This window comes from Galbibacter mesophilus (assembly GCF_023721415.1).
GTDB classification, from domain to species: Bacteria; Bacteroidota; Bacteroidia; order Flavobacteriales; family Flavobacteriaceae; genus Galbibacter; species Galbibacter mesophilus.
On record NZ_JAMQVC010000001.1, the window covers coordinates 569,774 to 591,144 of the forward strand.

Sequence of the window (21,371 nt, forward strand, 5' to 3'; positions counted from 1 at the left end):
CAGGAGCGAAAGCATTTCGCGACGCGGAGTTTTGATTACGGTTTTTCGACTTAACGGTCGAAAAAATTCATTTGATAAGGCGCCGTTTTCTTTGTTTCGTTTCTTTTGGGCGAGCAAAAGAAATGAAAAAACGCAATATAAATCAATCTCGAACCTTTTAGCTTTGTAATTAATTTAATAAAATTCAAATTTGTGAAAATATCAGTAGAATTAACCTTAACTCCCATACAAGACGATTACGAACCGTCTATTATTCATTTTATAAAACAAATGCGCGAGAGCGGACTTACTGTTTTGGAAAATCCATTGAGCACGCAAGTTTATGGTGATTACGATCAAGTCATGAAGGTGCTAACGACCGAAATAAAAGAGGTGTTTGAAATGATGGACAAAGGCTTGTTGTACATGAAAATTGTAAAATCCGACCGCAGCGACTATGAACCTCATTTTTGATTGGCTTTTCAGTCAGTATCAAGGTGTTCCCACACATTTTATTGTCCTTGAAATTATTGGGGTAATCTTTGGTTTTTTAAGCGTTTGGTATTCAAAAAGGGAGAACATTCTGGTGTATCCTACAGGTATCATCAGTACAGCCATTTTTGTGTATATATTGTTTCAATACGGATTGCTAGGCGACATGATGATTAACGCGTATTACTTTTCAATGAGTATTTACGGGTGGTATGTTTGGACAAGAAAAGTAGATGAAACCCACTTTATTGCCATCACCAAAACCAATAAAAAGGAAAAGATAGTTTCTATATTCCTATTTTTAGCTACTGCCGTTTTTGTATATGCTGTTTACGAGTTTTTTAATAAATGGGAGTCTTGGGTATCTTATGTAGATATTCTTACCACGGCTATATTCTTTGTAGGCATGTGGCTAATGGCAAAAAAGAAGCTTGAAAATTGGGTGTATTGGATTGTTGGAGACCTTATTTCAGTTCCTTTGTATCTTTACAAAGGATTGGCATTTACCAGTTTACAATATTTATTATTTACAGTAATAGCCATTTACGGTTATAAAGCATGGAAGAAAAACTTAAACAAAAATCCGCAGACCTTATTAAAGTAGTGCTATTTGGACCAGAATCTACGGGAAAAACTACACTCGCAGAAACGCTGGCAAACCAATACAACACCAAATGGGTGCCGGAATACATGCGTGAATACCTACAAGAAAAGTGGGATAAAGAAAAGAAAATTTGCGAACCAAAAGATTTGCTTCCTATTGCTGAAGGACAAATGCTTTGGGAGAACAATCTCTCTGATAAGGCTAATAAAATACTTTTTTGCGATACCAACTTGCTAGAACTTAAAGTATATTCGGAAGCGTATTACAATGGCTACTGCCCCGAGCCCATTGAAAAATATGCCCTTAAAAACGAATATAATTTGTATTTTTTAACGTATATTGATGTGCCTTGGGAAGAAGATGATTTACGGGACAAACCTAACGACCGTGAAAACATGTTTCTTCGTTTTAAAAACACTTTGGAAACCAATAACATACAATATGTTCTGCTGAAAGGAGATTTTAAAACCCGCCTGCAGACAGCTAGTAACCATATAGAAAAACTTATTAATAAGTATGATGACACTCACCGAAGCCGATAAAAAACAACTTAAACAAAAAGGAATAGGAGAAAAACAGATAAATGAACAAATAGAGATTTTTAAAAAAGGAATTCCGTTTGTTAATCTATTGGCTGCCGCAACTATCGGGCATGGTATCCATAAATTTTCCGACGAAGAGAAGAAAAAATATGTTTCCCTTTTTGAAGAGAACAAAGACAACTTAAACTTATTGAAATTTGTGCCGGCCTCTGGGGCGGCTACTAGAATGTTTAAAGCGCTTTTTCAGTTTCTAAATAATTATAATCCGGCCAACGAAACCATCAATGCCTATGTTAATAGGGAAAAGGCAGATATTATTAGAACCTTTTTTATTGGGGTAGAGAAATTTCCGTTCTACGAAGCAGTTATTAGACGGTTTGTTGAAAAGCACCCCGATTTTTTAAACTTACCAGACCATTTTCAGAAGTATTACTTTATAAAAATTCTTCTGGACAAAGATGAGTTTGATTATGGTTCCAGTCCGAAAGGATTATTGCCTTTCCACAAATACAAAACACACCCTGCAACCGCTTTTGAAGAGCACATGTACGAGGCTGCCCTCTACGACGAATCAAATGGGGTTGCTAAACTACATTTTACCATTTCCAAAGAGCACAACACCGATTTTGATGATGAAATGGAAAAAATCAGCAATCGCGTGAAAGAAAAAACAGGTGTTACTTTTGACACTACTTTTTCCTTTCAAAAGGAATCTACCGATACTTTGGCTGTAACCATGAAAAACGAACCCTTCCGACTCGAGTCTGGGGAAATTTTGTTCCGTCCTGGTGGACACGGGGCTTTGATAGAAAATCTAAACGATCAAGATGCCGATATTATTTTCATTAAAAATATCGATAATGTAGTGGTGTACAAATACAAGCACGAAGTAGCACAATTTAAGAAAATTCTTGCCGGAAAATTACTGGAAGTACAGAACAAAGCTTTCGAATACGCGAAACTTCTTGATGAAACCACACCCGATGAAAAGAAGATAGAAGAAATTAAAACGTTCCTTAAAAATGAACTAAACGTTCATGTAAAACCCGATGTGGATAAATATAAGGAAGTGTATCAAATAGAGTTTTTAAAAGAAAAATTAAATGCGCCTATCCGTATCTGTGGTATGGTGAAAAATGAAGGAGAACCTGGTGGAGGTCCGTTTTGGATAAAGGATGAAGACGGGAATATCTCCTTACAAATCGTAGAAACACCTCAAATAGACACTAACAACAAATTCCAGTTGGATATTTTGAAAGGTGCTACACATTTTAATCCCGTGGACATTGTTTGCAGTATTAAAAACTACAAAGGTGAAAAATACAATCTACTGGATTATGTAGATCCACAACAGGCATTTATCACTACCAAAACAAAAGAAGGAAAAGAATTAAAAGCTCTTGAGTTACCCGGACTTTGGAATGGCGGTATGGCTTTTTGGAATACTATTTTTGTTGAAGTTCCGCTTACCACCTTTAACCCTGTTAAAACTGTGGTAGACTTACTAAAACCAGCGCATCAGGTAAAAGACAAATAATTTTGAAGCCCCGAAACGTAAAACTTTCGGGGTTTGTTTTTAGTTATACTCTATCCTTTTTATTTCTTCTAAAGCGTTTTTAATTGCGCTTTCTATCTCTGACTCAAAGTCGGAATGACCTGCATCGACAACTTTCATTGTAGAGTTTTTCAATTTTTGGTTAAGATTATACGCCTGAATTGGAGGGCAAATCATATCAAACCTCCCATGAATAATATATGTACGAATGTTTTCTATTTTTTCAACATTATTCATAATAAACCCTTCTTGAAGAAAACAATTATTGCTTAAATAATGTGCTTCTAAAGTTGCAAGAGACTCATATGGTATTCTTTCAAGTATTCCTTCAATTTGTTTTGACGAAATACACTTTTGAAAAATTGAAATTTCATAATAAGCCCATTCGTAAGCAAAAAAGCTACGCGTTTCTGAAGATCCATTTTTCATTTGTTCAAGATAAAATGAAGGCACATTTCCTATTTCATTTTCAGGAACCTTATCTATAAACCTCATCCAAGCTTCTGGATAAAAAGTCTTTACCCCTCCTCCCAAATAATGATTAATAGCGTTTCTGTCCGCCAGGAACACTCCCCGTAGAATTAGCCCTTTAACTTTATCAGGATTTTCAATGGCAAAACAAAGAGAAAGGGTAGTTCCCCATGAACCTCCAAATACATAACATGATTCTATATTCAGAAAGTTTAAAACTTTTAGGATATCATTTACAAGTTCCTGGGTGGTATTTGTTTCAGTACTTCCAAATGGTTTACTTTTAGATGCACCTCTTTGATCATAAAAAATAACTTTAAAAACTTCATAATCAAAAAACCGCTTGTCTGCTTCTGTAAAACCTGCACCAGGTCCACCATGAACAAATAATATCGGAATCCCTAAAGGGTTACCACAAACCTCATAGTAAAGTTCATGATGGTGATCTACTTTTAAAAAACCTTTACGAAGTAAAAATTTATTCATTTCGATATCTCCCATAAAGTTCTTTCAACTAAAAAGCAGCTAATTATAAATCCGGATATTCTTACCATTTACAGAAACTCTGTAAGCCTGTAAAGGATACACTTTCTCCTCTCCTTCATAATCAGTAATACTTCCCGTAAGCAATTCATATTTGTAATCATCGCAATTACATATCACCAACGGAGTGCTAAGCTCCATTCTAGAACAATCGCTGGGCACTTGGTTAGGGCAACTAGCTTCCCAAGCTAAATAAGTTCCGGTTCCGTAGTGATAAACAAAAACTCCTTTAATTCCAACATTGGGTTCATCCACATACACAGCAGTTCCAGGGTTGGCCAAACTCGCATACTTTGGCAAGTTTAAATTAATATTGAAACTGAAACTTGGTTCCGGCAAAAACGGATTATTATCAAAGGAGTCGTCACTGCTACAAGCTGTAACAATAATCAACAATAAAGGGAGGAAAAATAAGTTTTTCATTTTCAAAAGATATATGGCGCAAGGTACAATAGTTTTTAAAAAATTTACTTTTTTAGCCGTCAATATACTGGTTAAACGTTAATTAAAATTTTGTATATTTGTTTGAATCCTCTTTGGACAAAGGGGATTTTTTGTATTTATAAACGATGAAGTTATGAGTAAAGTATCTTATTACACAGAAGAGGGCATAAAAAAATTAAGAGCAGAATTAGAACATTTAAAAAGCGTGGAGCGCCCAAAAGCTTCACAAGCCATAGCAGAAGCTAGGGATAAAGGGGATTTATCTGAAAACGCAGAATATGATGCCGCAAAAGAGGCACAAGGTTTACTGGAAATGCGAATTTCTAAAATGGAAGAAACCTTAGCAAACGCAAGAGTTATAGACGAGTCGCAGTTGGATACCTCTAAAGTTCTGGCACTTTCCAACGTGAAAATTAAAAACCAAAACAACGGAATGGAAATGAAATATAAATTGGTAGCCGAAAGCGAAGCCGATTTAAAATCAGGTAAAATTTCGGTGAACTCACCCATTGGAAAAGGACTTCTTGGAAAATCAGTTGGGGAGATTGCAGAAGTAAAAGTACCAAACGGAGTTTTAAAGTTTGAAATCCTAGAAATCACAAGAGATTAAGCCTCTTTATTGCATTTTGGTTTTTTTAGTATATTTAACCTTTATTAGTGAAACTCAATTTCGAGAACCCAATAATATTGGTTTTCGAAATTCTAAGTTGAACTAACCCCGACCATAAGCGTCGGGGTCTTTGATTTAACGCCTTTACTTCTACAGCTAGTTCTATTTTTGGGATTTTAGGCTTTTCTAAAGGTGTTACTCTAAACAATTAAATATTTAAAACCAATCAATATGCAAAGAAGAAAATTTCTTCATAACACTATAGCAACCACCATAGGAGCTTCAGTAGTATCTGCTGGAGCTTTTGCTTTTCCTAAAAATTCCAAAAAAGGTAAAAAACATACTTTCAATCTTAAATATGCGCCGCACCTAGGAATGTTTGAAAACCTTGCAGGGAAAGACCCCGTGGATCAACTCAATTTTATGGCTGATCAAGGTTTCACTGCTTTTGAAGACAACAACATGATGAAGCGCCCTGTAGAAGAACAGGAAGCGATGGCAAAAGTCATGAAAGAACGAGGCATTACCATGGGTGTTTTTGTTGCTCATAAAATTTATTGGGGGAAACCAAACTTAACCAATGGCGATGCAACACTGAGAGAAGAATTCCTTTCTTCTATTAAAGAGGCAGTAACTGTAGCTAAACGGGTTAACGCCAAATGGATTACCGTAGTACCTGGTCATGTTGATTTAGGTTTGGATGCCGGATACCAAACTGCAAATGTTGTGGAAACCTTAAGACAAGCGGCCGCAATTTTGGAACCGCACGAAATTACTATGGTTTTGGAACCCTTAAACTTCAGGGACCATCCAGGACAATTCTTAAAAGGCTCTGCACAAGCTTATGAAATTTGCAAAGCTGTGAACTCACCTTCTTGCAAAATTCTTTTTGATGTTTATCATCAACAAATTACGGAAGGTAACCTAATCCCGAATATCGAAGCCTGTTGGGATGAGATTGGTTATTTTCAAATGGGAGACAATCCAGGAAGAAAAGAACCGACCACCGGGGAAATCAATTACAAAAACATTTTTAAATATATTCACGAAAAAGGATTTAAAGGCGTCTTGGGCATGGAGCACGGCAATTCCCAATCTGGAGAAGAAGGTGAATGGGCGGTTATTGAGGCCTATAAACAGTGTGATGATTTCTAAACCCTCATTCAGAGGGCTTAACCTGTTTCGCTTATCTTACACAAACTATTAAACATCGGGATGTAAAGGGATTACCGCAACGGATATCCCTTTGCCGCCCACCAAGGATGTATCTCAATAGCAAGTCGGCCAGCCTTTACCATAGGATCGGCATTTGCCAAACTATCCGCCATTTCCATTGTTGGGACGTTGTAAATGGTAATTCCGCGTATGTCGCCATTATCCCCAAAAGGACCTGAAATATCTGCATAGCCCATTTCATACATTTTTGTTAGGTGCGCTAAATGCAATTTTTGAAGACTATCGGCTTCTACTTTGTTTTGGGATCGACTTTCCCCTCGTTTAAGGAAAGCGATAAAATATTGTTGCATTAAAATTGTGTCTCCCGATTTTTCATCAACATAATCAAATGTCTTGAAACCTTCCAAGTCAAGTTTCGCTTTGATTTCCTTTACGGATGGTAATGAATCGGTTTTGCTAGGAACTTCAGCAGCGCTATCATAATTCGTGGACTCTTTACAGGAAGCAAAGCCGATTACTACAAGAAAAACAAGTATTTGTATGGTATATGTTTTTTTCATATTTACCAGTTTTTAAATGGATTCTTAGCCAATTGCGAATTGTAATATCGTACATCTCCCGTTACCTCCTCACCCAACCAATTTGGTTTTTCAAAAGCTTCATTTTCAGACTGTAGCTCCACTTCAGCAATCTCCAGTCCCTCATTGTCTTCCAAAAAGGCATCTATTTCAAACGTATGATTACCTAATTTAACTTCATATCGGTATTTATCGATTATCCCTTTCTCACAAAGTTTTAGTAATGATTCTGCTTCAGCAACCGTAATTTCCTTTTCCCACTCAAATCTACTGGTGCCTGCATCATTGGAAACTCCTTTCACCGTTATAAAACCTTGGTTTCCTTTAATTCGCACCCGTACAGTACGCTGCGGATCTTTGTTTAAAAACCCCTGAACGATTCTCGTTTTGCTACTTGCTTGCGATTTGTAATCTTCCGAAGTTACCAAAAACTTCCGTTCTATTTCAATCATTTTTCTTGAGCAATTTCTTTAATTCTATCATTTTCAATTCTTCCAGAAAGGTAGGTTCCATTTGCCAAATTAATCATTGCCTTGACAATGGTTTTAGGTGTAACGGATTTGTACTTTTTAAGCGGTCCTACCAACAAATAATTAAGGCCCTTCATCAATTGTTTGAAAATCCATTCCCCAGCTCGTTTTTCATCTCTTTTTCCACTGATTAATGAAGGCTGCAAGATATACGTTTTTGGGATTTTTAGCTTCATCACTTCTTCTTCCATTTTACCCTTTACCCGATTATAAAATATTTTACTATCAGGGTTTGCTCCCAAAGCAGAAATCACAGTAAATACAGGGATGTTGTTTTCTATGCAAAGGATAGCAGCAGCAACGGGGATTCCATAATCAATTGCTTTGTATTTGCTCTTATCTGGAGTTTTCGATTTTGTTGTTCCAATACAGCAGTACACCTCATCGGCAACGAAATCTTCCTTATGCAATTTTAAGTCGAAAAGATCTACAATGTGTTCTTCAATCTTCGGATTGTCGATACCCACGGAATTTCTAGAAAACAATTTAATACGGTTGTACCGAGTATCATTGAGCAACTTTTTTAATAAAATGCCACCCGTTAGTCCGGTCGCCCCTAGAATAATGGCTGTCTTATTCCTTTTTTCCATGCTGAAATTTTCTCGTGTTTTATCCTTATCCTAAAGTTACTTATTATTTCTGAAGCACACCGAAACACTTCGAATGAATTAATTTAAATTTGCACATGCACGATTCATTTCCGCTTAGAAAAATTATCCATGTAGATATGGATGCATTTTATGCATCGGTAGAACAGATGGACAATCCCGAACTAAAAGGGAAACCTATTGCCGTTGGCGGAAGTGAAAAGCGCGGCGTGGTATCTGCTGCCAGTTACGAAGCGCGTAAATTTGGAGTGCGAAGTGCTATGAGTGGTTATCTGGCCAAAAAAAATTGTCCTGAACTTATTTTTGTACGGACCCGATTTGACCGTTATAAAGAGATATCTTCTAAAATCCGACAGATTTTTCTTGATTATACCGATTTGGTAGAACCGCTTTCTTTAGATGAAGCTTATTTGGATGTTACCGTCAATAAAAAAGGAAATCCGTCCGCCAGTAATATTGCAAAAGAAATTCGACAACGTATTTTAGAAGAAGTTGGCCTAACAGCTTCTGCAGGAATTTCAATCAATAAATTTATTGCGAAAGTAGCCAGCGATTACAATAAACCAAATGGACAAAAAACGGTGGAACCTGATGAAGTTATTCCATTTTTGGAAGATTTAGAAATCAGAAAGTTTTATGGTGTTGGCAAAGTGACTACCCAAAAAATGTATCAGCTAGGGATTTTTACCGGCAAAGATTTAAAATCCAAATCTTTGGAATATCTTATAGAACATTTTGGCAAAAGTGGCTCTTTTTATTACAATGTGGTTCGTGGAATTCACCTAAGCGCCGTAAAACCAAACCGAATTCCGAAATCCGTTGGCGCTGAAAGAACGTTTAGCGAAAACTTAAGTAGTGAGATTTTCATGCTGGAACGGTTGGAAAACATTGCTGATGAATTGGAAAGGCGACTCAAAAAGAACAAAATTGCTGGAAAAACAATTACATTAAAAATAAAATACAGTGATTTTAAGTTGCAAACACGCAGTAAAACATTAGATTATTTTATTGCTGATAAAAGTTTAATTTTAGAAACAGCCAAAGAATTATTGTATCAAGAAAGGCTGGAAAATTCAGTGCGTTTGTTGGGAATTTCCTTAGCCAATTTAAACACGGAAAAAGACAAAGCAAAAGAAACCATTAAAGAAACCATTTCAGTTCAGCTAAAATTTGATTTTTAGAAATTACGGCGTATTACCAATGAATATGAAGTTTGCTATTATAGATGTTGAAACCACCGGATTGGGTGGAAGTGGTCAAAAAATTACTGAGATTGCCATTGTGGTTCACGATGGCAAAAAAATAATTGATGAGTACCAAACTTTGGTGAATCCGCAATCCTTAATTACCAACTACGTAGTTTCCTTAACGGGAATTGACAATGACATGGTAGCCACAGCGCCAACTTTTAAAGAAATTGCCCAAGAAGTGCTTCGAGTGACAACCGATTGTGTTTTTGTGGCGCACAACGTGAATTTCGATTACAATGTTGTTCGTAATGAGTTTAAAAATATTGGAATTGACTTCAGCAGAAAAAAACTATGTACCGTTCGATTGTCTAGAAAACTATACCCCGGCTTACGATCTTACAGTTTGGGAAAACTATGTAGTTATCTAGACATCCCTCTTTTTAATCGCCACCGAGCCAAGGGAGATACCGACGCGACGGTTATTCTTTTTGAAAAACTGCTGGAGAAAGATGAAAACAACGAAATCAAAAAACAATTAAAAGGCAAAAATAACGAGGCTTCATTGCCTGCCTTACTATCCAAAGAGACATATGATGCCTTGCCGGAAAAGCCAGGTGTTTATTATTTTAAGGATATAAACGGACAAATAATTTATGTTGGAAAGGCCATCAACATAAAGAAAAGAGTTCTTAGTCATTTTTATGATAAAAAAGCGAAAGAAGTTTCCTTGTGCAGGGAAACATCCCATATTGATTTTGAAGAATCAGGCTCCGAACTTGTGGCGCTTTTAATGGAATCGGCAGCTATAAAGCATCACTTCCCTAAATTTAATCGTGCCCAAAAATTAACCAATAAAGGTTTCGGAATTGTAGCATACAAAAACAGAAAAGGTATTATACAACTTGCTTTCAATAAGCTGAGCTTGGTCTCAAATCCTTTGGCAGTGTTTTATTCGGTGAACGAATGCACTTCATTTTTAGAAGATTTAGCAGAACGATTCGATTTATGTCCAAAATACACACAACTTATCCCTGTTGGCAGTGCGACTGGAAGATGTAACCATTATAAATTATCCAACTGTAAAGGTATTTGTGAGTCAAAAGAATCCATTGAAGAATATAACAGCAGAGTAAATGCGGCCATTGAATCATTGACGATTCGGAACCAAAGTTTTGCCATTATTACCAAAGGCAAAACAATTAAAGAAAAAGCAATTGTTTTAGTTGAAGAAGGACTTTATAAAGGATATGGCTTTATTGAAAATGACACAGCCGTGACTTCTTTTGAAGAATTCAAGAATTTTATTTCTCTCCAAAAGAATAATAGTGATGTTATAAGAATTGTAGAACAGTATTTACTCCAGAACGAAAATGCGGAAGTCGTTTATGCTTAGATAGGTGAATGCAACAATTCTAAACTATTTCTTAAGGCGTTTGGACTTCTTTCTTTTTTGTGCCATTTGATATGCTAGCATGGCAAACTGAATACCTACAAAAACTATTTTATATTTTCTTCTCCCGAAAACGGTAGATGCTAAACCAAAAAGTGTACTTGTTTTCATTGCATTATTTTTTTGAAAAGTACGCATTAGTTACCTCCCTCTGTGACGCTTTTCACATTAAAAATAACCCATTCCAAATGAATATTATACAGTTAAGCAAAGAACACTTTAGCTGGCACACACCTATTTCAGCACAAGATTATTAGTATTTTGCGTCCGGATTTTGGCTTCTTTTTTAGTTGTTAACTTTTTTCCTTGGTAAGAAAGGTTATCAATAATTACATCTTCTACATTCTTATCTGAGTCAAATCCATGAAATACGGAAAACGGCAACATACCGCCAATTACCTCAATATTTTTAAAAGTAACATTACTTACTTTTCCTCTAAATTGTTTATGGTATTCAAATTTCCCATTCGGGATTTTTTGAACACCGTCCCAAGCTCCATGCAAATAATTATCCCGGATATAATCCTTATCATCTACTTTGTCTGGCCCCCACTGGGAGTAAAATATGGCAACATCGAGCAACTTTTGGCGTGCATCCTCTATTCTTATATCTTCAAAACTAATATTAAAAACATGTGAGGGGCCCGCATTGTGTATACTTAAAGCGGCTCCAGCTTCTACGTGAAGAATGTCTATATTCTCAAAACGAACGTTTTTTACTTCATCGGAATACAGCTCAAAACCAATTTCAATGGCATTGCCCCAAATTGAATTCCAAAATGTACAGTTTCTAACCAAAATATTATCCGTAGGAATGGTTGGGTCGAAACTTTTGCTCATACTACCGGATTTCACCGCCACACAATCGTCTTTAGTTCTAATAAAAGAATTCTCTACGAGCACATTTTGACATTGCACCAAATCTATCCCATCATCCCCTCCATCTTCACTTACAATTTTAATATTGTTTATATGAATATCGCTGGAGTGAAAGAGAGCGACTTGCCAACGTGTTCCGTTATGCAAAATGATATCTTCAATGGAAATGTTTTTACAGTGGCTAAAATCAATTCCTCGTCTGTTATTTTGCTCATTAAGACTTCCATCTAAAATACCTTTCCCCTTAATCTTAATATTCTCCTTGTTTTTGGCAGCTATGGTTCCCTGCACGACGGCTCCGCCTTCAATATAAACAGTTTGGTTGTCTTCTAGCTCCAAATGAACATCACTGTAGAGTTTTCCTGCTTCAAATCGAATTATATTATCCTTATCTTCGAGAGGTGCCTCTTTTACAGGTTTATCAGAAAAAATGAAAAGATTCTGTTCTTTTATTCTGCCGTTAAGTTCTACGCTTATATTTTCGGGCTTTTCCAGAACGAACCGGAATGTGTTGTCTGTTACATACTCGGGAGAAATGTTCAATCTAGAAGGCCGAATATCCACCCATCGAACATCATATTTAGTAGTAACCTCTACAGTCACACCCTTTTCAAAATCAAAAGAACAATAAGACGCCATGGGAGTATTGTACACCTCAACGGGTGTCCCGTTCACCTTAACTTGAAAGAAAGCATCAGAAGAAAAACCCTCAGGCCCTTTCCAGGTAGTAATCTGTGCTTCGGCAATAAAAATGGCAAAGCAACTTAATATAAATATTAGTTTTCTAAACATTTTGGTTGGTTTTAGAGAACTAATATAAGAAAATATTACCTTGATAATCGGTGGCTTAGTGAAGGTGTCTTTCAACGCAATAAAGCATCTTTAAATTGAAAAAACAAATTGAAAATTACCACAACTATAGATTTTACCTTTAGTACGATAAATAGCATAAGATATAACTATTTGACTTTAAGCATTCTATTTTGGATATTTGTAACTGTAAACAAGTATTATGAGTTTTATTACAGTTAAAAGAAGAACGAAGTTAGAAAAGAGGTATAGTAAAAAAATGGGCAGCATAAGTGTTAAAGTTACTTATGTGAAAAAGCACCTATTAGGTCTGCCTATGAAAACATTACACAAGTACAGAGAGACGTATTATGGTAAAGTTAAAGATTGCAAAGATTGCGTTTTAACTGCCTAAAAATTTAAATATTAAAAAAAAGCCACGATTTAAATCGTGGCTTTTTTTTATTTTATTTGTCTGACATGTCGTCGATTTCATCCTCGACTTCTTCAGCACCTTCTTCGATTTCATCACCTACATCCTCTGCAGCTTCTTCAACCTGCTCGGCCGGTGTATCTTTCTTCTCCTTACAACTTGTTGTGAATGCTCCTAGCGAAAACACTAGAGCACACATTAATAATATCTTTTTCATAATGACTTCTATTTAATGGTTAAAAATTATTTGATTTATCTTTTTACTAATCGGCTGATTAATGAAATTAAAAACAGCACAATGAATATAAAGAATAAAATTTTTGCTATTCCTGCAGAGGCTTCAGAGATACCTCCAAAACCGAATACTGCTGCAATTACAGCGACTATTAAAAAAATGATTGTCCAACGTAACATATCTATTAATTTTTTTTGGTTATACCTCTAAGGTACGTATTAAAAACATTGACTGTTAACATTTTAAACAAATTTAACTCATTTTGTTAACTCACTGTTAAGTCATTAAATTATTACTATTTATGCTGAAGTTACTTCAGATTCTCTATGGATTTTCTTTACCAATCCTTGTAATACTTTCCCTGGCCCTACCTCTGTAAAAAGTAATGCTCCATCTTTAACCATATTTTGCACACTCTGTGTCCACTTAACTGGAGCTGTTAGCTGAGCAATTAAATTTTTCTTTATATCCTCAGGACTGGTAATCGCCGTGGTAGTTACATTTTGATAAACCGGACAGATAGGCTTATTAAAATTTGTTTGCTCGATAGCTGCTGCTAATTCTTCCCGAGCAGGTTCCATTAAAGGAGAATGAAAAGCTCCCCCAACAGGTAATACCAAAGCACGTTTAGCTCCTTTTTCCTTAAGCGTTTCACAAGCCTTGTTAATAGCTTCTACCTCACCAGAAATCACCAATTGCCCTGGGCAGTTGTAATTGGCCGCTACCACAATTCCTTCGGTAGTTTCACAAACCTCTTCCACAATGGCATCTTCTAAACCTAAAACAGCAGCCATAGTGCTTGGAGTAATCTCACAAGCCTTCTGCATAGCCATCGCTCTTCTTGAAACCAGTTTTAGTCCGTCTTCAAAACTAAGCGTATCGTTGGCTACTAAGGCAGACAATTCTCCCAACGAATGACCGGCAACCATATCTGGCTTAAAACTATCCCCTAAAACTTTACTTAGAATTACGGAATGTAAAAAAACAGCTGGTTGTGTTACTTTGGTTTGCTTTAAGTCTTCAGCCGTTCCTTGAAACATAGTTTCTGTAATGGAAAAACCTAAAATATCGTTGGCTTCTTCAAAAAGTTTTTTAGCTAAATCGGACTTTTCATACAAATCGAGTCCCATTCCTACAAATTGTGCTCCCTGACCTGGGAAAATATATGCGTTCATGCTTTTACGTTTTACTTGTTCTTCAGCAAAAATAGAAATTATATTGTTTTTAGTGTCAAATGCAACTTAAACCTGTGTGTAGTTGTTTATACGAGAATTGACTTAACGCTATCGGTTATTCATCTTTAAACCAAGAGGCATACATCACGTAGCTGTTGGCGATGCGTTCCACTTCGTTTTTACTTAAGTCGGCACTTATTTCTTTTACCTTTCTGGCAGGGACACCAGCGTAGATAGAACCGGATTCTACGTGCGTATTTTGCGTAACTACTGCACCAGCAGCGATAATAGAATTACTTTCTACCACACAATTATCCATTACAATGCTGCCCATGCCGATGAGTACGTTATCTTCTATGGTGCAACCGTGCACAATGGCATTATGCCCGATGGATACGTTATTTCCAATATTTGTAGGGTGTTTTTTGTAAGTACAATGAATTACGGCTCCGTCTTGAATGTTTACTTTATCCCCAATCTTAATATAGTGCACATCTCCGCGAATGACCGCGTTGAACCAAATGCTGCAGTAATCTCCCATTACCACATCTCCTACAATGGTGGCATTTTCAGCAATAAAAACTTCCTTGCCAAATGTTGGTTTCTTTCCGTTTACTTCTTTAAGAATCATAACCTTTGTTTTGTACAAAGGTAAACTTAGCCAATTAATTTACCGCAGGGCATTTACAATTATATCGTTTCTCGGGCTGAAGGAAGTCGTAACCAATCGTTATTTGGTGGAAACCACCTTCGTCGAAGCGAATATCGCCTTGTTGATACGAATAATTATAAGAAAACATAAAGCGTTTCAGGTTTATACCAACAAATGGAGTCACCAATTGTAGTTTTTGCGAAGTAGTACCGCCTCCAATTTCATACTGGGCTCCATCAAAACTCCTCCGGTACGATAGTCCGCCCCAAAGTGTTCCAAATTCAAACTCCCGGTATACTTTCGCATTTAAATCGATAGAAGACTCCTCAGTATATTCAGAAAATTGCAAAAGAAAAGAAGGTTCCACTTGCCAAAGATTTTTACCAAAAACATATCCAGCGGAAACCAAATAGCGTCTTAGATTGTCAATTTCTTCAGCAGAATAAAGGTCACGACCACTTCCCAATATATTCTTTACCGTGAAATGCGTGTAAAATTCTAGGAAATGATAAGACATTCCTGCATCTACATTAAAGTAATTTACATTGTTGCTAGTTCCTGTAATTATAGGGTCTGGAATAATTGAAACAAAATCCGATTCATCCAATCTACTTTGCAGAAAGCCCACATTGATACCAAAAGAAAGCTGATTAACACCGTCCCTATACTCGGAAAGAGTTAAGTGGTGAGCGTAGGTTAACTTCATTCCTGTTTGCGAATGGTATCCATTTCTGTCGTTAAAAAGTATAGCTCCTACTCCACTTTTTTCACCCACTCTAACATTTGCGTTTAAAGTTTGCAGCGCTGGCGCACGTTCCACATCGAACCATTGCTTTCTGGCAGTTAGTCTTATTTTACCTCCTTTACTGGCACCTGCCATAGAAGGATGTATTAAATAATAGTTATCCGAAAGGTAATCGAAGTACACGGGGACCCCTTCTTGGGCATGGGTAGTAGCTAGGGAGAGAACCAATAGTGCAAAAGCACTAAATCGAGCAAAAAAAGCCATTAGCGTATTTTAAATTAGTAGGTTATCCTCCAAAGATATTAAAAGATGCTATATGTTTTGTAATTTTGCCATAAATTAGACAAAATGGAATCCTTCAAAATAAAAATACAGCCTACCAATCAGCCTTCTATTATAAAATTCGAGGCGAACAAGTTTTTAACCCGTAAGCAAAATTATGAGTTTAAAAATGTAGATGAGGCTAAAAATTCGCCCTTAGCCAAACAACTTTTTTACTTGCCGTTTACCAAAACCGTATATATCTCCGGTAACTTTGTAGCCATTGAAAGATACGACATCGTGGAATGGCCTGATGTACAAAACGAGGTGGCTCAGCAAATTGAAAATTATTTAAATTCTGGCGAACCGGTAATTATAGAAGATGAAAATACGCCTTCTAAAGTTCCCGTAACGGTATATGCAGAAAGCACACCAAATCCTGCGGCGCTTAAGTTTGTAAGTAACAAAAAGTTGGTGCTTTCAACTTATGAGTTTAAAAATATAGATGAAGCGAAAAATTCACCTTTGGCTACCTGTCTTTTCCATTTTCCATTTGTGAAAGAGGTTTTCATGGATGAAAATTATATTTCTATTCTGAAGTATGATATGGCCGAATGGGACGATATTGTGGCTGAATTAAGGGAATATATACGCTCCTATATTGAAGAAGGCAAAGAGATTGTTTCTGAAAATGCTGAAGCAGCATCTCCTTCCGAACAAAATAAGGCGACCAATAACAAAAGCGTAGCAACGGAAAATTTAGATGATACTTCCAAAGAAATCATCAACATTTTGGAAGAATACGTTAAACCAGCGGTTGCTAGCGATGGTGGAAATATTTTATTTCAATCGTACGATGAAGATTCTAAAACCGTAAGCGTTATTTTACAAGGAGCTTGTAGCGGATGTCCATCTTCTACCTTTACTTTGAAAAATGGTATTGAAAATATGCTAAAAAGCATGCTGGATGGCAAAGTAAACGAAGTGGTTGCCATTAACGGATAATATAGAATCGTAAATAATAAAAAGGCCTGAAAATTGATTATTTTCAGGCCTTTTTATTTAATTACTCGGTATACAAAACCTCACTTCTTTTGGAGATTCCGTTTTCATTAAAAGCTTCCACTTGATAATAATATCCTTGATCTGTGTTTAGCGCTCTTAACTCATAATTGGGCTCACCGTACATTAATGCGGATAGGTTTAACTTATCTTTATCGATACCCCAATAGATTACGTAGCCAGTAGCATCTTTCACTTTATCCCAAGTAAGCATGGCATTCCTCCTATCCTCTTGTCGTTTTGCTTCAAAATGCTTAGGTGTTTTCGGTTTTCTTTCTTTTCCGTTACCAAATACACGCAATTCAGAAATAGCCAAATACTCGTTGGTACAATACACATGATTATATTTGATATATCTTGCTTCCACAGACTCTTTAAGCTCAATATACCCGTGTGGCATGTCGCGATTGTTTTTTGAGTAATCTGCAATTGTTTGCCATTTTTTGCCGTCTAAAGAAGCTTCAATGGTAAAACGTTGTTTTAGGGTATCTGGTTTTCCGAAGATTTTACTTTTATAATCTTGAAAATTTATTTGGATAGCTTTTACATCCATCGGTTTTTTTAAATCCATTTGAACGTAAATGGAATCGTTGTTGGCAGCAGAAACCCAATAAGAACGTATTTCTTCGTCGTTTATCTTTTCAATTTCATATCCTTTTATTTGCTCTTGCATGTAGCCCTTATCACTCTCGTCTACAACTTTACTTTCACCCTCTACCAGTGGAGAGTTAGTAGTTACGGGCTTGTTGTAAGAAAGTAGCATCCATCCTGTAAAACGCTCTTTGTGGTTTTCCACTTCCGTTCCAGGTAAATAATGGGGGTAATCGCCATAAGCGGTATTCACAAACATTTGTCCGTTTTCCTCAAAACCGGCAGGATACATTCCCAGTCTTCTTTCAAATTTAAAGTTTACGGAAATTGCCATCGTTGAATAATGCCAGTAATTTCCATTGTTGTCTCTAACGGTGCTTCCGTGACCAGAACCTTTTAAAAATCCTCCCGGCTTATAAGAAATAGGATTATAGGGTGCATATTCAAAAGGCCCGAGCGGACTCTTACTGGTGTAAACGCCATCAGCATAAACATTCCACTGTGTACCTGGCGCACCATACTCTAAATAATAAGTATCTCCGTGCTTAACCATCCACGGACCTTCAATAAAAGGCTTCAATTCCGATTTATGGTCTTGACCAAATCGCTCCCAACCATGTTTTTCAGGTTGTAAATTGAATAAATCCTTTTGTTCCCCCATCGGGATATAATAATTGGCGGTATCCAATTGCACCCCATGGATAGGCCATTTATTAGACGATTCTTCATACAAGTACACACTATTATCATCGTCCACGAAAATATTAGGATCTTGTACCCCGTTTGGCACATTTATAACTGCATAATTGGTTTTCCAATCACCCAATTCAGGATTATCAGTTTCAATAACCGCCCCTCTTCCTGAAGGATCTCCCAACATTAAAATCTTACCATTCCTTACCGCAGCAGCAGGGGCATTACACCCATTAAAATACCAACTTTGAGGCTTTATGAATTTCCATTCGCTCATATCTGAGGAAGTCCAATACCCATGGGATCGGGTAACGAACATGTAGTATTTCCCCTTAAAATTAACAATGGCAGGATCTGCACCCGATCGATAAGACACATCGCTCCTTCCACGGTAATGCGACATATAGGTATAATCGATATCAATAGGGTTGCAATACGTTTTATAGTCTTTTTTGGCGAGCATATCTTGCGCTGTCGCACCACCAAACACACCAAAGCAAAGTGCGGATAAAAAAAGTGTTTTAATCGAGGTACTATTGAAATTAATCATCTTGGGAATATTAAAATGTGTGAAGTTCGAAACTACGCAAAAGCTAGTATTCACCACAAGAAATGGAGTACATCAAAAGTACATCAACACTGAAAAATCGTTTGTTTTAACACTTAAAATGCTCTCTTCTGCTGAATTAAAAAAATCAAACTCAATTGATAAATTTCATCAAAAAAGGAAACAAATTCCTTATTAGAAGTGACAGATTACTTTTTTATTCGATTATAATTCTGTTGGAATTCGTCGAAGAGGGTTAACAAACTAATGGTAGCTGTAATAAGATCTTTTGTTTCTAGTAGAAGTCCGAAATAAAGCTTTGTGTTCTTGGCACTGGTTTCCGTACTTCTAATTCTTTCAATCTGTTTTTGAATAAGGCTAGATACATGCTCCAAAAGAACATTCTTTTCCTCAATAGCATCGGCGATGTTATCAAAACTACGTGCATCGAAATCCTTATAAATACGCGTATAAAGTTCATCAAGTTTGTTATCGATACGTTTTAAATCCCTAATCTGATTAAACTTTAGATTTTTATGATTGTTATTAACATGCGAAAAACTATTCTTACTGATATAACCAATGGATTGCAGCATATCCTGAAGGCTATCCAGCGTTAAAATATAAAACTTACTCGCCTCAACCGAGCTTTCATCAAGCGATTTAATAAAATAAAAAATGTCACTTTTCAAGCCCTCAATTTCTGTTTCAAGCTTTTTAAGTTGCTTTTTGGACTTTTTCAATTTGGCAAGGTCTTGCAATCCCAAATTATCAATTACATCGCTATATATTTTACTAATTCTTTTAATTACCTGTGAAATATTCTCGGAGCAATCGCTTATTATTTCATTTATGGTAATTAATGAAGTCCTATCAATTTTCTCTTCGCTTGCTATTTTCTTTTGTTTTTTACGATAAACCAAAAAGCTTCGTATCAGCAATAACAACGCGATGCACAAAAGAATACTTATAGCCCAACCTTCACCGTAGAAAATTAAAGTTGCAAACAAGGCTGCCGCCGAAAAGGCTACCATTGCCGTAACAAACCAGCCGCCAATTACATTAAACACCCCCGCAACCCTGTACACGGCACTCTCTCTTCCCCAAGCTTTGTCGGAAAGGGAAGTTCCCATCGCTACCATAAAGGACACATAAGTTGTAGACAACGGTAATTTTAAGGAAGTTGCAATTGAAATTAAGATACTGGCCACCATTAAATTAACAGAAGCCCGTACCATATCGAAAGCTGGTTGATCGTCGTTTCTGCGGGATCTCTTTTCAGAAGGTTTGGCAAATCTCTTCCCTATTTTTTCCTGAATACTCGTGGGAATTACCTGCGAACAAATCTCGGTTAAATTCACTGTTGTCCGCACCACAAAACGCGACAGGAAATTAGGCTCAAACTTTTCTTGTCCTTCACCACTTCTGGCTAAATTTATTTCAGTATACATAACAGAACGGGCCTTTTTAGAAAGCCACAGCGTTACCACCATTACCATTCCTGCGAAAACCAGCATGTAAGTGGGTGTTTCCACTTTACCAGAAAGGCTGTTCATAGCAAATTCAGAAGGCAAAATCCCTGTAGATTCATAAGCGCCCTGCCAAAGTTCAAAAGACTGAAAAGCAGCGATAGGCACCCCGATAAAGTTCACTAAATCATTCCCCGCAAAAGCCAGCGCCAAAGCAAACGTTCCGATAAGAATTATAATTTTCAGTAAATCATACTTGGTGTATTTAATGATAACTTGCGAAATAAAAGTGAAGAACAAAAAACATGCAGCTAGCAATAGCACTCTACTTTCTTCTACAAATACCAAGAAAGAGTCAGGTATTCCAGAAACTCCTTTTATACCTTTAATTAAAATAAAATAGGTAATAGCGGTAATAGCCACCCCGCCGAATATTCCCCCAACGTATTTCATCCTTTTTTCATACTGAAAAGAAAATACCAGCCTAGAAATCCATTGCACGATAGCACCAATAGTAAAAGCAATTACTACGGAAAGTAAGATTCCCATAATTATTTCAATAGCTTTATCACTATTTATATACTGGGAAAGCGTAGAAAGCGAATCATCCGCTTTGATGATTTTTAAAACTGAAATCGCCACTGAAGCTCCCAATAATTCAAAAACAATAGAAACAGTAGTAGAAGTAGGCAGTTCGAGAGAATTGAACAGATCTAGCAGTAAAACATCGGTAATCATAACCGCAATAAATATGATCATGATTTCGTCAAAGAAGAACTGACTCGGATTAAATATTCCTTTTCGGGCCACTTCCATCAGTCCGGAAGAAAAAACCGCTCCAACGGCTACCCCAATACTGGCAACAATTAAAACAGTTCTAAGTGAGCCAGCTTTAGACCCTACTGCCGAATTTAAAAAATTAACTGCATCATTGCTTACCCCAACAGTTAAATCCACAATCGCTAAAACAAAGAGCGCGAATAATAATAAAATATAAAATTGTTCCATACATTAATCTTCTCGCATGATGAATTGTACACCATGAGGCTATTTCACAGTTTCTGATTG

Annotated in this window: 24 protein-coding genes; 10 read left to right on the forward strand and 14 right to left on the reverse strand. The window is 36.6% G+C overall.

Annotation, left to right across the window (positions count from 1 at the left end):
* The first annotated feature begins 192 nt into the window (after nt 1-192).
* From NDQ75_RS02515 to NDQ75_RS02530, 4 genes are read left to right on the forward strand one after another with little or no spacing between them, the layout of a single operon-like run.
* Complete coding sequence (locus NDQ75_RS02515; protein WP_202027804.1) at nt 193-453, forward strand: thiamine-binding protein; 261 nt, start codon at nt 193-195, stop codon at nt 451-453.
* Nucleotides 437-1,075, forward strand: a complete 639-nt coding sequence (pnuC, locus tag NDQ75_RS02520; RefSeq protein ID WP_202027805.1) for a nicotinamide riboside transporter PnuC — start codon at nt 437-439, stop codon at nt 1,073-1,075. Before NDQ75_RS02515 ends, pnuC begins: the two co-directional genes overlap by 17 nt.
* A complete protein-coding gene (locus NDQ75_RS02525; RefSeq protein WP_202027806.1) occupies nt 1,030-1,617 on the forward strand; it encodes an AAA family ATPase in 588 nt (195 codons plus the stop codon). Before pnuC ends, NDQ75_RS02525 begins: the two co-directional genes overlap by 46 nt.
* Complete coding sequence (locus NDQ75_RS02530) at nt 1,592-3,154, forward strand: DUF4301 family protein (protein ID WP_202027807.1); 1,563 nt, start codon at nt 1,592-1,594, stop codon at nt 3,152-3,154. The genes NDQ75_RS02525 and NDQ75_RS02530 overlap by 26 nt, the downstream gene beginning before the upstream one ends.
* 39 nt (nt 3,155-3,193) lie before the next feature.
* On the opposite strand, the gene pip is transcribed toward NDQ75_RS02530, so the two are convergent.
* Both pip and NDQ75_RS02540 read right to left on the reverse strand, forming a co-directional pair.
* Nucleotides 3,194-4,144: a prolyl aminopeptidase gene (gene pip / locus NDQ75_RS02535; RefSeq protein ID WP_202027808.1), complete on the reverse strand. Its 951-nt coding sequence runs from the start codon at nt 4,142-4,144 to the stop codon at nt 3,194-3,196.
* A gap of 24 nt (nt 4,145-4,168) precedes the next feature.
* Complete coding sequence (locus NDQ75_RS02540) at nt 4,169-4,609, reverse strand: Rieske (2Fe-2S) protein (protein WP_202027809.1); 441 nt, start codon at nt 4,607-4,609, stop codon at nt 4,169-4,171.
* 154 nt (nt 4,610-4,763) lie between these two features.
* Here NDQ75_RS02540 and greA point away from each other — a divergent pair, with 154 nt between their 5' ends.
* Nucleotides 4,764-5,240, forward strand: coding sequence for a transcription elongation factor GreA (greA, locus tag NDQ75_RS02545; protein ID WP_202027810.1), 477 nt, complete (start codon nt 4,764-4,766; stop codon nt 5,238-5,240).
* Nucleotides 5,241-5,471: 231 nt separating this feature from the next.
* Entirely contained in the window at nt 5,472-6,395 is a 924-nt protein-coding gene (locus NDQ75_RS02550; RefSeq protein ID WP_202027811.1) for a hydroxypyruvate isomerase family protein, read from the forward strand.
* A gap of 71 nt (nt 6,396-6,466) precedes the next feature.
* Here NDQ75_RS02550 and NDQ75_RS02555 read toward each other — a convergent pair whose 3' ends face one another.
* From NDQ75_RS02555 to NDQ75_RS02565, 3 genes are read right to left on the reverse strand one after another with little or no spacing between them, the layout of a single operon-like run.
* A complete protein-coding gene (locus tag NDQ75_RS02555) occupies nt 6,467-6,976 on the reverse strand; it encodes a YciI family protein (protein WP_202027812.1) in 510 nt (169 codons plus the stop codon).
* A gap of 2 nt (nt 6,977-6,978) precedes the next feature.
* Complete coding sequence (locus tag NDQ75_RS02560; protein ID WP_202027813.1) at nt 6,979-7,446, reverse strand: CYTH domain-containing protein; 468 nt, start codon at nt 7,444-7,446, stop codon at nt 6,979-6,981.
* Nucleotides 7,443-8,114: a Rossmann-fold NAD(P)-binding domain-containing protein gene (locus NDQ75_RS02565; RefSeq protein ID WP_202027814.1), complete on the reverse strand. Its 672-nt coding sequence runs from the start codon at nt 8,112-8,114 to the stop codon at nt 7,443-7,445. Before NDQ75_RS02565 ends, NDQ75_RS02560 begins: the two co-directional genes overlap by 4 nt.
* Nucleotides 8,115-8,209: 95 nt before the next feature.
* On the opposite strand from NDQ75_RS02565, the gene dinB reads away from it, so the two are divergent.
* The gene (gene dinB, locus NDQ75_RS02570; RefSeq protein WP_202027815.1) at nt 8,210-9,313 is read left to right on the forward strand and encodes a DNA polymerase IV; all 1,104 of its coding nucleotides are present in this window, start codon (nt 8,210-8,212) and stop codon (nt 9,311-9,313) included.
* 25 nt (nt 9,314-9,338) lie between these two features.
* The gene (locus NDQ75_RS02575) at nt 9,339-10,715 is read left to right on the forward strand and encodes an exonuclease domain-containing protein (RefSeq protein ID WP_202027816.1); all 1,377 of its coding nucleotides are present in this window, start codon (nt 9,339-9,341) and stop codon (nt 10,713-10,715) included.
* Between the two features lie 24 nt (nt 10,716-10,739).
* Here the strand turns inward: NDQ75_RS02575 and NDQ75_RS02580 are convergent, their stop codons facing one another.
* Nucleotides 10,740-10,883, reverse strand: coding sequence for a hypothetical protein (locus NDQ75_RS02580; RefSeq protein WP_202027817.1), 144 nt, complete (start codon nt 10,881-10,883; stop codon nt 10,740-10,742).
* Nucleotides 10,884-11,006: 123 nt separating this feature from the next.
* Nucleotides 11,007-12,443: a glycosyl hydrolase family 28 protein gene (locus NDQ75_RS02585; protein ID WP_202027818.1), complete on the reverse strand. Its 1,437-nt coding sequence runs from the start codon at nt 12,441-12,443 to the stop codon at nt 11,007-11,009.
* 220 nt (nt 12,444-12,663) lie between these two features.
* Between NDQ75_RS02585 and NDQ75_RS02590 the strand changes: the two genes are divergently transcribed.
* Nucleotides 12,664-12,855: a hypothetical protein gene (locus NDQ75_RS02590; protein ID WP_242513648.1), complete on the forward strand. Its 192-nt coding sequence runs from the start codon at nt 12,664-12,666 to the stop codon at nt 12,853-12,855.
* A 52-nt stretch (nt 12,856-12,907) separates the two neighbouring features.
* Here the strand turns inward: NDQ75_RS02590 and NDQ75_RS02595 are convergent, their stop codons facing one another.
* From NDQ75_RS02595 to NDQ75_RS02615, 5 genes are all read right to left on the reverse strand, one after another.
* A complete protein-coding gene (locus tag NDQ75_RS02595) occupies nt 12,908-13,072 on the reverse strand; it encodes a hypothetical protein (RefSeq protein WP_242513649.1) in 165 nt (54 codons plus the stop codon).
* Nucleotides 13,073-13,125: 53 nt separating this feature from the next.
* Nucleotides 13,126-13,287 carry a DUF1328 domain-containing protein gene (locus NDQ75_RS02600; protein WP_202027820.1) on the reverse strand — a complete coding sequence of 54 codons (162 nt, stop codon included), beginning with the start codon at nt 13,285-13,287 and terminating at the stop codon, nt 13,126-13,128.
* A gap of 120 nt (nt 13,288-13,407) precedes the next feature.
* Entirely contained in the window at nt 13,408-14,283 is an 876-nt protein-coding gene (gene fabD / locus NDQ75_RS02605) for an ACP S-malonyltransferase (protein WP_202027821.1), read from the reverse strand.
* A 115-nt stretch (nt 14,284-14,398) separates the two neighbouring features.
* A complete protein-coding gene (locus NDQ75_RS02610; RefSeq protein WP_202027822.1) occupies nt 14,399-14,914 on the reverse strand; it encodes a gamma carbonic anhydrase family protein in 516 nt (171 codons plus the stop codon).
* 34 nt (nt 14,915-14,948) lie between these two features.
* Nucleotides 14,949-15,944, reverse strand: coding sequence for a PorP/SprF family type IX secretion system membrane protein (locus NDQ75_RS02615; RefSeq protein ID WP_202027823.1), 996 nt, complete (start codon nt 15,942-15,944; stop codon nt 14,949-14,951).
* A gap of 84 nt (nt 15,945-16,028) precedes the next feature.
* Between NDQ75_RS02615 and NDQ75_RS02620 the strand changes: the two genes are divergently transcribed.
* Complete coding sequence (locus NDQ75_RS02620; RefSeq protein WP_202027824.1) at nt 16,029-16,946, forward strand: NifU family protein; 918 nt, start codon at nt 16,029-16,031, stop codon at nt 16,944-16,946.
* Between the two features lie 61 nt (nt 16,947-17,007).
* Here NDQ75_RS02620 and NDQ75_RS02625 read toward each other — a convergent pair whose 3' ends face one another.
* Nucleotides 17,008-18,837 (reverse strand): family 43 glycosylhydrolase, encoded by a 1,830-nt coding sequence (locus NDQ75_RS02625; protein WP_202027825.1) that lies wholly within the window; start codon nt 18,835-18,837, stop codon nt 17,008-17,010.
* A gap of 206 nt (nt 18,838-19,043) precedes the next feature.
* Nucleotides 19,044-21,311 (reverse strand): inorganic phosphate transporter, encoded by a 2,268-nt coding sequence (locus tag NDQ75_RS02630; RefSeq protein WP_202027826.1) that lies wholly within the window; start codon nt 21,309-21,311, stop codon nt 19,044-19,046.
* Nucleotides 21,312-21,371 lie beyond the last annotated feature (60 nt).

Bases quoted from the DNA above. Each gene is read 5' to 3' on its own strand.
- pnuC (WP_202027805.1), top strand. From the start codon at position 437: ATGAACCTCATTTTTGATTGGCTTTTCAGTCAGTATCAAGGTGTTCCC.
- NDQ75_RS02525 (WP_202027806.1), top strand. From the start codon at position 1,030: ATGGAAGAAAAACTTAAACAAAAATCCGCAGACCTTATTAAAGTAGTG.
- NDQ75_RS02530 (WP_202027807.1), top strand. From the start codon at position 1,592: ATGATGACACTCACCGAAGCCGATAAAAAACAACTTAAACAAAAAGGA.
- pip (WP_202027808.1), bottom strand. From the start codon at position 4,144: ATGGGAGATATCGAAATGAATAAATTTTTACTTCGTAAAGGTTTTTTA.
- NDQ75_RS02540 (WP_202027809.1), bottom strand. From the start codon at position 4,609: ATGAAAAACTTATTTTTCCTCCCTTTATTGTTGATTATTGTTACAGCT.
- greA (WP_202027810.1), top strand. From the start codon at position 4,764: ATGAGTAAAGTATCTTATTACACAGAAGAGGGCATAAAAAAATTAAGA.
- NDQ75_RS02550 (WP_202027811.1), top strand. From the start codon at position 5,472: ATGCAAAGAAGAAAATTTCTTCATAACACTATAGCAACCACCATAGGA.
- NDQ75_RS02555 (WP_202027812.1), bottom strand. From the start codon at position 6,976: ATGAAAAAAACATATACCATACAAATACTTGTTTTTCTTGTAGTAATC.
- NDQ75_RS02560 (WP_202027813.1), bottom strand. From the start codon at position 7,446: ATGATTGAAATAGAACGGAAGTTTTTGGTAACTTCGGAAGATTACAAA.
- NDQ75_RS02565 (WP_202027814.1), bottom strand. From the start codon at position 8,114: ATGGAAAAAAGGAATAAGACAGCCATTATTCTAGGGGCGACCGGACTA.
- dinB (WP_202027815.1), top strand. From the start codon at position 8,210: ATGCACGATTCATTTCCGCTTAGAAAAATTATCCATGTAGATATGGAT.
- NDQ75_RS02575 (WP_202027816.1), top strand. From the start codon at position 9,339: ATGAAGTTTGCTATTATAGATGTTGAAACCACCGGATTGGGTGGAAGT.
- NDQ75_RS02580 (WP_202027817.1), bottom strand. From the start codon at position 10,883: ATGAAAACAAGTACACTTTTTGGTTTAGCATCTACCGTTTTCGGGAGA.
- NDQ75_RS02585 (WP_202027818.1), bottom strand. From the start codon at position 12,443: ATGTTTAGAAAACTAATATTTATATTAAGTTGCTTTGCCATTTTTATT.
- NDQ75_RS02590 (WP_242513648.1), top strand. From the start codon at position 12,664: ATGAGTTTTATTACAGTTAAAAGAAGAACGAAGTTAGAAAAGAGGTAT.
- NDQ75_RS02595 (WP_242513649.1), bottom strand. From the start codon at position 13,072: ATGTGTGCTCTAGTGTTTTCGCTAGGAGCATTCACAACAAGTTGTAAG.
- NDQ75_RS02600 (WP_202027820.1), bottom strand. From the start codon at position 13,287: ATGTTACGTTGGACAATCATTTTTTTAATAGTCGCTGTAATTGCAGCA.
- fabD (WP_202027821.1), bottom strand. From the start codon at position 14,283: ATGAACGCATATATTTTCCCAGGTCAGGGAGCACAATTTGTAGGAATG.
- NDQ75_RS02610 (WP_202027822.1), bottom strand. From the start codon at position 14,914: ATGATTCTTAAAGAAGTAAACGGAAAGAAACCAACATTTGGCAAGGAA.
- NDQ75_RS02615 (WP_202027823.1), bottom strand. From the start codon at position 15,944: ATGGCTTTTTTTGCTCGATTTAGTGCTTTTGCACTATTGGTTCTCTCC.
- NDQ75_RS02620 (WP_202027824.1), top strand. From the start codon at position 16,029: ATGGAATCCTTCAAAATAAAAATACAGCCTACCAATCAGCCTTCTATT.
- NDQ75_RS02625 (WP_202027825.1), bottom strand. From the start codon at position 18,837: ATGATTAATTTCAATAGTACCTCGATTAAAACACTTTTTTTATCCGCA.
- NDQ75_RS02630 (WP_202027826.1), bottom strand. From the start codon at position 21,311: ATGGAACAATTTTATATTTTATTATTATTCGCGCTCTTTGTTTTAGCG.